At 63.9% G+C, this 12,803-nt stretch carries 9 protein-coding genes, 1 tRNA gene and 2 rRNA genes (1 of these 12 cut by a window edge); 3 read left to right on the forward strand and 9 right to left on the reverse strand.

The genetic code is table 11. The annotated features are described in order from the left end of the window. Window positions 1–4: 4 nt before the first annotated feature. Entirely contained in the window at window positions 5–997 is a 993-nt protein-coding gene (locus ACO05L_RS15645) for a 2Fe-2S iron-sulfur cluster binding domain-containing protein (protein ID WP_421730089.1), read from the forward strand. On the opposite strand, the gene ACO05L_RS15650 is transcribed toward ACO05L_RS15645, so the two are convergent. Beyond that, the gene (locus ACO05L_RS15650; RefSeq protein ID WP_421730090.1) at window positions 981–1,955 is read right to left on the reverse strand and encodes an asparaginase; all 975 of its coding nucleotides are present in this window, start codon (window positions 1,953–1,955) and stop codon (window positions 981–983) included. The two genes, ACO05L_RS15645 and ACO05L_RS15650, sit on opposite strands and share 17 nt — an antisense overlap. Window positions 1,956–2,011: 56 nt before the next feature. Between ACO05L_RS15650 and ACO05L_RS15655 the strand changes: the two genes are divergently transcribed. Next, window positions 2,012–2,326, forward strand: a complete 315-nt coding sequence (locus tag ACO05L_RS15655) for a non-heme iron oxygenase ferredoxin subunit (protein ID WP_421730091.1) — start codon at window positions 2,012–2,014, stop codon at window positions 2,324–2,326. 10 nt (window positions 2,327–2,336) lie between these two features. Here ACO05L_RS15655 and ACO05L_RS15660 read toward each other — a convergent pair whose 3' ends face one another. Further along, window positions 2,337–4,127 (reverse strand): gamma-glutamyltransferase family protein, encoded by a 1,791-nt coding sequence (locus ACO05L_RS15660; protein WP_421730092.1) that lies wholly within the window; start codon window positions 4,125–4,127, stop codon window positions 2,337–2,339. Window positions 4,128–4,198: 71 nt separating this feature from the next. On the opposite strand from ACO05L_RS15660, the gene ACO05L_RS15665 reads away from it, so the two are divergent. After that, window positions 4,199–5,191 carry a bile acid:sodium symporter family protein gene (locus tag ACO05L_RS15665; RefSeq protein WP_421730093.1) on the forward strand — a complete coding sequence of 331 codons (993 nt, stop codon included), beginning with the start codon at window positions 4,199–4,201 and terminating at the stop codon, window positions 5,189–5,191. Between the two features lie 151 nt (window positions 5,192–5,342). Here ACO05L_RS15665 and ACO05L_RS15670 read toward each other — a convergent pair whose 3' ends face one another. The 7 genes from ACO05L_RS15670 to ACO05L_RS15700 all read right to left on the reverse strand — a co-directional run. After that, window positions 5,343–6,914 carry a tannase/feruloyl esterase family alpha/beta hydrolase gene (locus ACO05L_RS15670; RefSeq protein WP_421730094.1) on the reverse strand — a complete coding sequence of 524 codons (1,572 nt, stop codon included), beginning with the start codon at window positions 6,912–6,914 and terminating at the stop codon, window positions 5,343–5,345. A gap of 17 nt (window positions 6,915–6,931) precedes the next feature. Next, window positions 6,932–7,978, reverse strand: coding sequence for a 4-hydroxy-2-oxovalerate aldolase (gene dmpG, locus ACO05L_RS15675; RefSeq protein WP_421730095.1), 1,047 nt, complete (start codon window positions 7,976–7,978; stop codon window positions 6,932–6,934). After that, window positions 7,978–8,916: an acetaldehyde dehydrogenase (acetylating) gene (locus ACO05L_RS15680; protein ID WP_421730096.1), complete on the reverse strand. Its 939-nt coding sequence runs from the start codon at window positions 8,914–8,916 to the stop codon at window positions 7,978–7,980. The genes dmpG and ACO05L_RS15680 overlap by 1 nt, the downstream gene beginning before the upstream one ends. Further along, window positions 8,906–9,694 carry a 2-keto-4-pentenoate hydratase gene (locus ACO05L_RS15685; RefSeq protein ID WP_421730097.1) on the reverse strand — a complete coding sequence of 263 codons (789 nt, stop codon included), beginning with the start codon at window positions 9,692–9,694 and terminating at the stop codon, window positions 8,906–8,908. The genes ACO05L_RS15680 and ACO05L_RS15685 overlap by 11 nt, the downstream gene beginning before the upstream one ends. 520 nt (window positions 9,695–10,214) lie before the next feature. Beyond that, window positions 10,215–10,291, reverse strand: a tRNA-Met gene (locus tag ACO05L_RS15690). 61 nt (window positions 10,292–10,352) lie between these two features. Continuing rightward, a 5S ribosomal RNA gene (gene rrf, locus ACO05L_RS15695) occupies window positions 10,353–10,467 on the reverse strand. Window positions 10,468–10,542: 75 nt separating this feature from the next. Further along, window positions 10,543–12,803 (reverse strand): 23S ribosomal RNA (locus tag ACO05L_RS15700); it runs 524 nt beyond the window's last position.

Here is a 12,803-nt window from a genome sequence, read left to right on the forward strand (position 1 = left end):
TGTTATGTTCGAAGCGAGACTGGTCTTTCAGGACGGGGGCGTGCTCGACGTCGCAGTCAACGCCGACGAAACCCTGGCGGAGGCGGCCCAGCGCCTGGACCTCCCCACGCGTCAGGACTGCCTGTCGGGGGAATGCGGCGCCTGTATCGCCCGGCACACGTCCGGCGATATCGAAAGCGACCCGACGGAACTGCTGACACAGGAAGAGCGCCGCGAGGGGCTGGCGCTGACATGCCAGACCCGCCTCGCCTCGAACGCCGCCTTCGAACTGGACTATCCGCTGACGCCGGCGCCAACCGCCGCCAATCGATACGACGCGACGGTCACAGCCGTGGACCAGCTCAATGGGACGACGTCGCGGCTCAGGCTGCTTTTGTCTGACGCCGACGATCTCTGGTTTGCGCCGGGGCAGTACGTCCGCCTGCGTCCGCCCGGCCTGAGGGTGGCCCGCCCCTATTCCATCTCCAGCACCCCAGCGGACCTGCCCTCGATCGAACTGCTGATCCGCCACGTTCCGGGTGGCGCGGTCTCGGGATGGCTCGAAGCCAGCGCCGCCCCAGGCCAGGTCGTGCGCCTGCAGGCTCCGCTGGGCGGGTTCGCCAGAGATGATCGCAGCGACCGCCAAATCTTCATCGGCGGCGGGACAGGCCTCGCCCCGCTGCTGTCGATGATCCAGGCCAGCGACGCCTCCACCGGTCGGCGGCTGTTGTGTTTCGGGTGCTCGACCCCCACAGACCTCTTTCACATCGAGACCCTGAGAGCGCTCCAGGCCGCTCGAACGGACCTTGAGGTGCGCATCGCGGTGATGTCGGGCGAGGTCGATGGCATCGCCAAAGGAACGGCGGTCGACCTTCTGCGCCCAGAGGATCTCGAAGCGGGCTGCGCCGTCCACCTGTGCGGCCCCCCAATGATGGTGACGGCGGCTCAGTCCTTTCTGCGACAGCACGACGTGCCGGCGCGGGCCATCCGATCCGAGCGGTTCAGCCTGCGCGCCTGAGCTGGGTCAGCGCCTGGCGCAGCCGCATGGCCGCTTCGTCCGCGCCGCGATCATCCCCCAGGGCGCAGGCCATGAGGATGCGCGCGCGTCGCGCATCCAGATCATCCATGGCGACGGCCCCCGCCTCGGCCAGGCGAAGGCCGGATTCATAGACGGCGACCGCCTGCCCCTCGAAACATCCCGTGACGACGCCGACCAGAAGACCAGCGTCCGTCGCCCGAGCGACCGCCGCCACCACCCCGGCCGAGGCGTTGCCGCAGCCCATCGCCTGCAGGATCAGACCCCGCGTCGGCGGCGCGATGGCCGCGTCCAACAGGACAGAACCCGTCCCCATGCCCAGGGCGACCATCTCGATGGAGGGGCAAGGACGGCGACACTCCAGGCCCTGAACCCGAGGCGGCGTGTTCGACATTCGAACCCCGCCGTCATCGACCCGCCCCACCACCGCCGCGTCTGGCCCGAAAGCCCTCAGGGCCTGGGCGTGAACCTTGCGCGCCCGCACGGCCGTCAGGACCAGGCCGCCGAACACGATCAGAACACCCGCCGACATGGACCGGGCGGCGACCCGCACCGCGTCGCCAAGATTGCGCCAGCCGTCAAAGTCGGCGGCGTCCGGCGTCCGTTGCGCCCCGGTGAACACGACCGGCTTGGTCGTCTGGATCAGCAGATCGCAGAGCCAGGCCACCTCTTCCATCGCATCGGTGCCATGGGCGATCACCACCGCCCCGACCGAGGGATCATCGCACGCCTGCCGGATCGCATCGACGATCGCGACCGCGTCGTCAAAGCCCATCGCCTCGCTGAGACCTGCATAGGCGCGTCGCACCTCGATCGCCCCCCGCGACCAGATCGAGCGGAGCGGTTCCAGCATGTCCGCTGTCAGGCCTGCACCCTCATATCCCCGCCCCAAGTCGGAAGCGCTGATGGTCCCGCCGGCGTCGATCACCACCAAACGCATTGCAATCACCCTCCAAGTTTATATTACTGTATGACAAACTTTTGGAGATTTCGAGCGTGAGCGACCTCATTCGTCTGTGTGCCGTCGAGGATCTCGTCCCGGGGGAAATGCGCCTGTTCGAGCTCGACGGGTTCGATCCCCTCTTGCTGTGCAACAGCGGCGAGGCCTTCCACCTGGTCGAGGACGAATGCACCCACGCCATCGCCTCTCTGTCCGAAGGCAGGCTGGATGGACACACCGTCTTCTGCCCGCTTCATGGCGGCAGCTTTGATATCCGCAGCGGCAAGGCTTTGGCCCTGCCCTGCAAACAGGGACTGCGCACCTATCCCGTGGTGATCGAGGACGGCGCGATCTTTACCCGCAAGCGCTGAGAACCGCCGCTCAGCGTCCCACCGCATAGGCCTGCATCAGCCGCGGCGTCGCCGCCGCTCGCAACAGGCCGTTCGGCTCGCGCAGGGCGGCGGTGAGGCGACCCGCCGACCATGCGGGCGCTTCCTGCAAATCGTGACCCCGGCGGCGAAGGCCGGCGATGATGTCGGGGCCAAAGCTTTCCTCGACCACCGCCATCCCCGGCAGGGCCTCGCGTGGAAAGAAGGAGGACGGGAAATGCAGGCTGTGGAACAGCGGCATGTCGATGGCCTGCTGCAGGGACCGGCCGCCATGCAGATGACGCAGGATCAGCGGAACCTGCCATTGATCCTGCTGGTCGCCTCCGGGCGTGCCGCAGCTCAGCCACTGGCCGTCGGGTCCGCGCGCCAGGGTCGGCGTCAGGGTGGTGCGCGGCCGCTTGCCGGGCTCCAGCGAGGCGGGGGCGCCGGGTTCGAGCCAGAACATCTGCGCCCGCGTATTGAGGGCGAAGCCAAGACCCGGGACCATCGGTGAGGACTGCGGCCAACCGCCCGAAGGGGTGGCGCTGACGACATTGCCCCACCGGTCGATCACGTCGAGGTGGACGGTATCGCCAGGCTTCCGGGTCGGGCGCAGGTGCATCATGGTCGGCTCGCCGATGCCGATGCCCGCGCTTAGATCGCCGGCTTCGCGAACCTGTCCGAGGGAGCGCAGGGCCTGGGCCTCGAAACCCGGGATTTGGCCGGGACGGATCGCCTTGGACGCCGTCGCTTCGATCATCGCCGCGCGTTTGGCGCCATAGGCGTCGGACAGCAGCACATCCATCGGCACGTCCACGAAGTCCGGATCGCCATAGAAGGCTTCCCGATCCGCAAAGGCCAGTTTCAGCGCCTCCAGCACCAGATGGACGCCCTCTACGGATTCGAGGTCGAGCGCGTCCAGATCAAAGGCCTTGAGGATGGACAGGGTCTGCAACAGCACCGGCCCCTGCCCCCACGGTCCGGTCTTGTAGAACCGCCAGCCGGCGTATTCGATCGACACGGGCCGCTCGTAACGCGCCTCCCATTGGGCCATGTCCTGCCCGGTCAGGAAGCCGCGATGAGGCCTTCCGCTGGCGTCCATCAATGGCTCGGCGGTCGAAAAGCGGTCGATGGCCTCGGCGATGAAGCCGCTTCGCCAGGCGCGCCGGATGGCGTCGATCCGCACCTCTCTCCCGCCCTGCCCCTGCGCCGCCAGGAGCTTCTCCCAGGTGTCGGCAAGCAGCGGGTTTCGGAACCAGGAGCCGGCGATCGGCGCCTCTCCTCCCGGAAGCCAGACCTGGGCGGAGGTGGTCCAGTGGCTGTTCAGGACCTCGGCCACATCGGCGATGGCGGCCGCTGCGCCGGCGCTGATCGGAAAGCCGTCACGCGCGTAACGCCTGGCGGGCTCGAGGACCGCCTGCGGCTCCATCGTGCCGTGATCGCGCAACAGTGTCATCCAGGCGTCGAAGGCGCCGGGCACCACGGCGGCGATAAGCCCCGAACCGGGGACGAGGTCCAGGTCGAGCGCCTGGAACGCAGCGATGCTGGCGGACTGGGGGGCGACGCCCTGGCCGCACAGGACCTGAGGCTCGTCCTCGCCCGCCTTTCGAAACAGGATCGGCGCTTCGCCGGCTGGCCCGCACAGATGAGGCTCGACCACCAGAAGCACGAAGGCGGCGGCGACGGCGCCGTCAAACGCGTTGCCCCCTCTTTCCAGCATGGCCATCGCGGTCTGGGAGGCGATCCAGTGAGTCGTCGAAGCGACGCCGAAGGTGCCGTAGATATCGGGCCTGGTCGTGAACATCGCCGCCTCGAAGACTGTTGATCCTATCTTTGTATGACAATAATACGTTTGACGACAATGAGGAGACTGTGATGCGGGGCATCATTTCGAAGATTGATCGCTACAGCCTGGCCCTGCTGGGCATGGTCGTGCTGGCGTCGTTTCTGCCGGCCCGAGGGGTCGTGGCGGAATGGCTCGCCGTTCTCACCGCAGCCGCCATCGCCCTGCTCTTCTTCCTGCATGGGGCCAAGCTGCCGCGTCAGGCCGTGATCTCCGGCTTCACCCATTGGCGGCTGCACCTGATGGTGCTGGGGATCACCTTCGTGCTGTTTCCTATCGCCGGACTGGCGCTGCATCCCCTGGCGAGCGTCCTGCTCGGCGGATCGCTGGCCGCAGGCCTTCTGTTCCTGACCCTGCTGCCCTCGACGGTTCAGTCCTCGATCGCCTTCACGGCCATCGCCGGCGGCAATGTCCCGGCGGCCGTCGTTGCGGCCTCGGTGTCCAACATCCTGGGCGTCTTCCTGACCCCCGCCCTCGTCGCCCTGTTCATGTCGGGCGGCGACGCCGTCGGCGTTTCTCTGGAGGCGATCTGGAAGATCCTGCTGCAGCTGCTGGCGCCCTTCGTGCTCGGCCAACTGGCCCAGCCCTTCGTCGGAGACTGGATCAGGTCGCATAAACCTCTGGTCACTCAGGTGGATCGCGGCTCGATCCTGCTGGTCGTCTTCAGCGCCTTCAGCGCCTCGGTGGTGGAAGGGCTGTGGGCCCAGGTCTCGCTGCTTCAGCTGGGGCTTTTGCTGGCCTTCTCCAGCGTCCTTCTGGCCTTCGTCATGGCGCTGACCACCTGGGCGGCGCGGCGCGCGGGCATGTCGACCGAGGACGAGATCGCCATCGTCTTCTGCGGCTCAAAGAAGAGTTTGGCCTCCGGCGTCCCGATCGCCAGCGCCCTGTTTCCGGCCGCCCAGGCCGGCTTCATCATCCTGCCGGTGATGATCTTCCACCAGATCCAGCTTCTGGTCTGCGCCAGCCTGGCCAACCGGTACGCAAGACAGATCGCCGCCCGGGACGAGGCGGGGCCCAAAGGCTGAGAAGAACCGGGATCCTGGCGAGAAAAACCCCCGGGACAGTCGCCCCGGGGGTTGCCGCACAGTGTCGGCCAGTCCTTACAACGTCGGCCAGTCCCTGCTTGCGCCCTCCACCGAAGCCTTCGGCGAGCGGCAAGCCCAGTCTCCGCAACGCCTAGTTCAGCGGAGCCCAGATCCAGTCCACCCGGTCGTCAGCCAGAGCGTCCGGCCTGACCCCGTTCCAGTTCTCGGCCGCGTTCACGTCGCCCTCGCCTGAGTAGGTGGCTATCATCGGATAGGGGACCAGCGGGCGGGTCCGCGTCACCGCGCCATCGACGCTTTGTCTGGCAATGATCCGATCCGGAGCGACGCCGGTCTCGACCCAGGCGACCATCGGTTCGAGCATGTCGAACTGGTTCGGAGCGTCGCCTCCGCGGCAATGGAACATCCCCGGCACAAGGAACAGTCGCGCCCAGGTCGAAACCTTATCCAGGCCGCCCTGGCGATGAAGAACCTGGGCGTGGAAGTCGATCATATTGACTGGTGAGACGGTGGCATCCGCAAAGCCGTGATAGATGATGAGCTTGCCGCCGCGCGCCTCGAAGGCCCGCAGATCGGGCGCCGCATGTGGCGCGACGGGATCATAGACGGCGGCCCAGGCCTCGAGACGTTCGACATCCCGGTCGAAGTCGAAATCCCAGATCGTATAGTCCGGCTGCGGATTCTCTTCGAAGGCCAGGAAGCGCACGAACCCTTCCGCCAGGCCCGCGCGGGTTCCGGCTTCCCAAGACAGCTCGCTGCCCAGCATCCGGCCGCTCGGGGCCAGCCGTTCGCCGCGGCTGTTTCTGGGGCCGTCGTAGAGACGGCGCACGGCGCCGACCTGTTCGTCGGTCAGGCAATCGCCGGCCGGGGCAGCGCCGCACGCGAGAGCGCCGACGTCGAACGCGCAACGCCGTGGATCCATCAGAATGCCGTCGACCACGCCGTCCAATCCGTCGCATTCCGCCATGACCGCCTGATGCAGAAGACTTACGGCGGCGTGCGGCAGAACCTCCGTGCCGTCTCGGCGCAGAAGCTGACGGGTGTCCCAGAGGTTGGCGATGGCCCCCTGACGTGAGGGGAATGCAGGATCACCGGCGATGACGCCGTCAAAATCTTCGGGGTAAAATTGGGCGACGCCCAGGGCCTCGCGTCCGCCGGTCGAGCAGCCCCGGAAATAGCTGCGGTCTGCTTCACGGCCGTAGAAGGCCCGGACCAGGCGCTTGGCTGTCACCGCCGTCACATGGGTCGAGCGTCGCCCATAGTCGCGCCGCATCTCCGGGCTCGCGCCCCATAGAGGATCTTTCAGCATCGAGCCGACATGACCCATGTTCTGGGCGGCAACCGCAAAGCCCTTGGCCTGGGCGTCCGCGCAGCTGTCGATGGGGGTCATGCCGCAGAACCCGCCGCAACCCGTCTGGAAATATCGGCCGTTCCAGGTTGTTGTCGGCAGGCGCACCTCGAACTGGATCTGCGGCAGGATGACCCCGATCACACGGCAATAGGCCTCCTGGCCCGACGCAGCCTCGACCACCGACGCGCTCGTTACGGTCGCCGGAGCCTCGGGGTCGCGCGTCAGATCAAGCTGCACAAGCGCTGTGCAGGCGGCGACGGGATCGGCGAGCGGGCTAGGCGCCGGTTGCGCCTGCGCCAGAGCCGGGACGAAAATCGAGGCCGCGACCCCGAGCAAAGCGATCAACCGACCCATTATCGTCCAGTCCTCTCTCAGGCGCCGAGCGGCGCCGCTTGCGTATTCGCCTTGGCCAGATCCAGTGCGACGTCGACGATCATGTCTTCCTGTCCGCCCACCATGCGCCTGCGTCCCAGCTCCAACAGGATCTGCCGGACATCCAGGCCGTGATCCACCGCCGCCTTTTCCGCATGGCGCAGGAAGCTGGAATAGACCCCTGCATAGCCCAGGCTCAGCGTCTCACGGTCGACCCGAACAGGTCGGTCCTGCAACGGGCGAACCAGATCGTCGGCCGCGTCCATCAGCCTGAACAGGTCGGAGCCGTGCTCCCAGCCATAGCGGTCGGCCACGGCGATGAAGACCTCCAGCGGCGCGTTGCCGGCCCCCGCCCCCATCCCCGCCAGGGAGGCGTCGATCCGCGTGCATCCGTTCTGAACAGCCGCGATGGAGTTGGCGACGCCGAGCGAGAGATTGTGGTGGGCGTGGATGCCGCGTTCGGTCTCGGGCTTGAGCACTCGATCATAGGCCGCCAGACGGGCGGCCACGTCGTCCATGGTCATGGCCCCACCGGAATCCGTAACATAGACGCAGTGGGCGCCATAGGATTCCATCAGCAGGGCCTGACCCGCCAGCACATCCGGCGGCGCCATGTGGCTCATCATCAGAAAGCCCGACACGTCCATGTCGAGGGCGCGGGCCGCCTCGATATGCTGGCGCGAAACGTCGGCCTCGGTGCAGTGGGTGGCGATGCGGACCGAACGTATCCCCAGATCGTGGGCGCGTTTCAGGTCGTGGACCGTGCCGATGCCGGGAAGAAGCAGGGTGGTCAGACGGGCGCGACGCACCACATCCGCCGCGGCCTCGATCCATTCCCAGTCCGTGCAGGCGCCAAAGCCGTAGTTGAAGCTGGAGCCCGACAACCCGTCGCCGTGGGCGATCTCGATGGCGTCGACGCCCGCCTCGTCCAGGGCGCGGGCGATCTCGCGGATATGGTCCAGCCCGTAACGATGGCGAATGGCGTGCATGCCATCACGCAGGGTGACGTCCTGGATGTAGAGGCGTTGCGCCGGCTGCGAACCCATCAGGCGGCCTCTTTCAAACGTTTGGCCTGGACGACCCGCTCGGCCGTCCGCACGGCCGCAGAGGTCATGATGTCGAGGTTTCCGGCATAAGCCGGCAGGTAGTGGGCAGCCCCCTCCACCTCGAGGAAGACAGTGACCTTCAGCCCGGTCATGGCTCGGCCCACCTCGGGGATATGCACCGGATCATTGTCGCCGATGGTCTCGAACTGGACGGCCTGCTTGAGCCGGTAGCCGGAAACATAGGCCTGGACCTCTTCCACCATGGCGGCGACGGACGCCCGGATCGCATCCCGGTCCGTGTCGTCACACAGGCAGTAGACCGTGTCGCGCATGATCAGCGGCGGCTCTGCGGGATTGAGGACGATGATCGCCTTGCCCTTGCGCGCCTTGCCCAGGATTTCGATGGCGCGTGACGTCGTCTCGGTGAACTCGTCGATATTGGCCCGCGTGCCGGGGCCCGCAGATCGCGAGGCGATCGAGGCGATGATCTCGGCGTAATGAACGGGGGCCACCCGGCTGATCGCCGCCACCATGGGGATGGTCGCCTGCCCCCCGCAGGTGACCATGTTGAGGTTGGTCGACGCTAGGTGATCGTCCAGGTTCACGCTCGGAACCACGAACGGCCCGATGGCGGCGGGCGTCAGGTCGATCACGGTCTTGCCGTAGGACTGCAGCACCTCATCATGGCGCCGATGCGCGCCGGCGGATGTGGCGTCGAACACGATCTCGATATCCTCAAATCCGGGCATGGCGATCAGACCATCGATCCCGTTGGGGATGGCGACGACGCCCAGGCGGGCCGCACGCTGGAGGCCGTCGGATTCTGGGTCGATCCCGACCATGGCGACGATCTCGAGAACCTCGGACAGCCGCTTGATCTTGATCAGAAGGTCGGTGCCGATATTGCCCGACCCGATGATGGCGACCTTAGCCTTCATGGGTCTGCCCCACCTCGAAGCCGACGGAACCCAGCCCGTCGATCTCGGCCCGCACGACGGCGCCGGGCGTGAGCACCACCATCGGCCCAAGGGCGCCGGTCATGACGATATCGCCCTTGCGGAGCGGTTCGCCCTGATCCGCAAGCGTGCGCGCCAGCCAGAGCGCGGCGTTGAGTGGGTTGCCGAGACACGCCGCCCCGCTTCCCTCCGATGCGACCTCTCCGTTGATGGTCATGCGCATCCGACAACCGGTCAGGTCGAGGTCCGACAGGGGCCGCTGATCGCCGGACAGGACGAAGAAGGCCGACGAGCCATTGTCCGCCACCGTGTCGGCGAAGGTGATCCGCCAGTCGGCGATCCGGCTGTCGACGATCTCCAGCGCAGCCATGGCCCCCGATGTCGCCTCGGCGACATCCTCCACCGATTGCGGGTCAAGCAGGTCGGCGCCCAGGATCAGCGCGATCTCGGCCTCGACCTTGGGCTGGATGAGCTTGCCCGGATCCAGCGTGCTGTCGGGATCCAGTTGCATGTCTTCGAACAGAACGCCGAAATCGGGCTGATCGACGCCCAACTGCTTCTGTACGGCGGGATTGGTCAGGCCGACCTTTCGCCCCACGATCCGCCGGCCTTCGCCCAACCATATCCGGGTGTTGATGGCCTGAATGCTGTAGGCGCCATCGACGTCGTCGCTAGCCAGTACGGTCCTCAGAGGCTCGATGGTTTCGCCATTGTAGGCGTTTCTCAGGCGTTGCGCCGCGTCTTCGAATGGGCTGACCATATTTCCTCCGTCTGCCCCGATCTTAGGTCCGGGCGACGACGAGAGCGACTTGGCGCCGCGCAGCTTCTCTCAAGACGTGGGACCTGTGGAGAACCGATCACACCGGCTCTGTCAGCCAAACCCTCGCCGGATCGACTGGCTGCCTGGCTTGGTCATATGGCCAGGAGCAGCCCGTTCAGGCCCTTTGACCCCAGAGGAGAAGAGTTAGCGTTGGCCCGACAGCATCGCCAACGATCCTTGTTTTGTTGGAATTGAGCACCAGAGAACGGAGGCTCAGCAACAAAAGCCCCACTTCGAGCAACCGCTGATTGCCGTTGAGGTGAGCTGAGTATCCGAGACGGACCAGCGGCAATGTCGCGGGCGGGGCGGCGCTGGTAACGCCCTCTCGCAGACGTGATCTGGGCCCTCCCAGCCTGGGTTTGAGGCCCGGCCGCTTCCCCGAGGCTTCCAGCGGGGGATTTGGGTCTGGAATTTGGTCAAAGAAAAACCCGCTATCCTTGAGGATAGCGGGTTAGAATCTTGGGTGCGGGAGTAGGATTTGAACCTACGACCTTCAGGTTATGAGCCTGACGAGCTACCGGGCTGCTCCATCCCGCGGCAAACGGTAGTGTGAAGGAAGATGTTCGAGAGACATTACAGTGAGATATCCGGCTGGTAGACCCGGCGGCGACCTACTCTCCCATGCCTTGAGACATAGTACCATTGGCTCTGGAGGGCTTAACGACCGAGTTCGGGATGGGATCGGGTGGGGAACCTCCGACATAACCACCGGGTCAACCAGGCGGATATCAGACTGTAATGAGAGAAGACATTGTCGTATTCGAAAATCGAATGAGTTTTGCTGAGAAACGATCAAGCCGATCGGATTATTAGTACCAGTAAGCTTCATGGGTCGCCCCACTTCCACACCTGGCCTATCAACGTGGTAGTCTTCCACGATCCTCAGCGAAGCCTTGTTTTGAGGTTAGTTTCCCGCTTAGATGCTTTCAGCGGTTATCTATTCCATACTTAGCTACCCTGCTGCACAGCTGGCGCCATGACAGGTCCACCAGAGGTATGTCCATCCCGGTCCTCTCGTACTAGGGACAGATCCTCTCAAGCTTCGAACACCCACGGCAGATAGGGACCAAACTGTCTCACGACGTTCTGAACCCAGCTCACGTACCACTTTAATCGGCGAACAGCCGAACCCTTGGGACCTGCTCCAGCCCCAGGATGTGATGAGCCGACATCGAGGTGCCAAACTTTGCCGTCGATATGGACTCTTGGGCAAAATCAGCCTGTTATCCCTAGAGTACCTTTTATCCGTTGAGCGATGGCCCTTCCACTCGGGACCACCGGATCACTATGGCCGACTTTCGTCTCTGCTCGACTTGTCAGTCTCGCAGTCAGGCGGGCTTATGCCATTGCACTCGACGACCGATTTCCGACCGGTCTGAGCCCACCATCGCGCGCCTCCGTTACACTTTAGGAGGCGACCGCCCCAGTCAAACTACCCACCACGCCATGTCCCGGGACCGGATAACGGCCCTCGGTTAGACGTCAACGACAGTAAGGGTGGTATTTCAAGGATGGCTCCACCAGAGCTGGCGCCCCGGTTTCATAGCCTCCCACCTATCCTACACATACGGTCGCTAACGCCAAGGCGAAGCTATAGTAAAGGTTCATAGGGTCTTTCCGTCTGACCGCGGGAACCCCGCATCTTCACGGGGAATTCAATTTCACTGAGCCTGTGCTGGAGACAGTGGGGAAGTCGTTACGCCATTCGTGCAGGTCGGAACTTACCCGACAAGGAATTTCGCTACCTTAGGACCGTTATAGTTACGGCCGCCGTTTACCTGGGCTTCAGTTCGTCGCTTTCACAACTCCCTTTAACCTTCAGGCACCGGGCAGGCGTCAGACCCTATACGTCGCATTGCTGCTTCGCAGAGCCCTGTGTTTTTGCTAAACAGTCGCTACCCCCTGGCTTGTGCCACTCTCACCTGCTTGCGCAAGGAGAGTCACGCTTATTCCGAAGTTACGCGTGCAATTTGCCGAGTTCCTTCAGCACAGTTCTCTCAAACGCCTTGGTATACTCTACCTGACCACCTGTGTCGGTTTCGGGTACGGTCTCTGCTGGAGTTATTTCCAGGGACAACTTCCCCGCCAGGAGCAATCCAATAAGCCCTGACGAGTTACGCCATCCGTCACTTCCAGCTGGTGCAGGAATATTTACCTGCTTCCCATCGACTACGCTTTTCAGCCTCGCCTTAGGGGCCGACTAACCCTGCGCAGATTAGCTTTACGCAGGAACCCTTGGTCTTTCGGCGGGAGTGTCTCTCACACTCCTATCGTTACTCATGTCAGCATTCTCACTTCCGATACCTCCAGCCAGGCTCACGCCTGACCTTCACCGGCTTACGGAACGCTCCGCTACCGCTTGCACAAAGTGCAAACCCATGTCTTCGGCGACTGGCTTGAGCCCCGTTACATTTTCCGCGCAGGATCGCTTGATCAGTGAGCTGTTACGCTTTCTTTAAAGGATGGCTGCTTCTAAGCCAACCTCCTGATTGTCAAAGCAATCCCACATCGTTTCCCACTTAGCCAGTACTTGGGGGCCTTAGACGATGGTTAGGGTTGTTTCCCTTTTCACGACGGACGTTAGCACCCGCCGTGTGTCTGCCCGATATTTCTCTTAGGTATTCGGAGTTTGGTTAGTATTGGTACCGCTCGCGCAGCCCGCAACCATCCAGTGCTCTACCCCCTAAGGAATTCGTCGGACGCTCTACCTAAATAGATTTCGCGGAGAACCAGCTATGTCTAGGTTTGATTGGCCTTTCACCCCTATCCACAAGTCATCCCAGAATTTTTCAACATTCACGGGTTCGGTCCTCCAGTAAGTGTTACCTTACCTTCAACCTGCTCATGGATAGATCACCTAGTTTCGGGTCGTCATACGTCGAACTTAGCGCCCTATTCAGACTCGCTTTCGCTGCGCCTACACCTAACGGCTTAAGCTTGCTCGACACATGAAGTCGCTGACCCATTATACAAAAGGTACGCCGTCACCCCGCTTGGGGGCTCCGACTGCTTGTAGGCTTCCGATTTCAGGATCTGTTTCACTCCCCTT

The organism is Brevundimonas sp. (assembly GCF_965227765.1).
Classification (GTDB): domain Bacteria; phylum Pseudomonadota; class Alphaproteobacteria; order Caulobacterales; family Caulobacteraceae; genus Brevundimonas.

What these genes read in the sequence shown, in the direction of transcription:
- ACO05L_RS15645 (WP_421730089.1), top strand. Translation starts at nt 5, where the DNA reads ATGTTCGAAGCGAGACTGGTCTTTCAGGACGGGGGCGTGCTCGACGTC.
- dmpG (WP_421730095.1), bottom strand. Translation starts at nt 7,978, where the DNA reads ATGGGTTCGCAGCCGGCGCAACGCCTCTACATCCAGGACGTCACCCTG.
- ACO05L_RS15650 (WP_421730090.1), bottom strand. Translation starts at nt 1,955, where the DNA reads ATGCGTTTGGTGGTGATCGACGCCGGCGGGACCATCAGCGCTTCCGAC.
- ACO05L_RS15660 (WP_421730092.1), bottom strand. Translation starts at nt 4,127, where the DNA reads ATGTTCACGACCAGGCCCGATATCTACGGCACCTTCGGCGTCGCTTCG.
- ACO05L_RS15665 (WP_421730093.1), top strand. Translation starts at nt 4,199, where the DNA reads ATGCGGGGCATCATTTCGAAGATTGATCGCTACAGCCTGGCCCTGCTG.
- ACO05L_RS15685 (WP_421730097.1), bottom strand. Translation starts at nt 9,694, where the DNA reads ATGGTCAGCCCATTCGAAGACGCGGCGCAACGCCTGAGAAACGCCTAC.
- ACO05L_RS15680 (WP_421730096.1), bottom strand. Translation starts at nt 8,916, where the DNA reads ATGAAGGCTAAGGTCGCCATCATCGGGTCGGGCAATATCGGCACCGAC.
- ACO05L_RS15670 (WP_421730094.1), bottom strand. Translation starts at nt 6,914, where the DNA reads ATGGGTCGGTTGATCGCTTTGCTCGGGGTCGCGGCCTCGATTTTCGTC.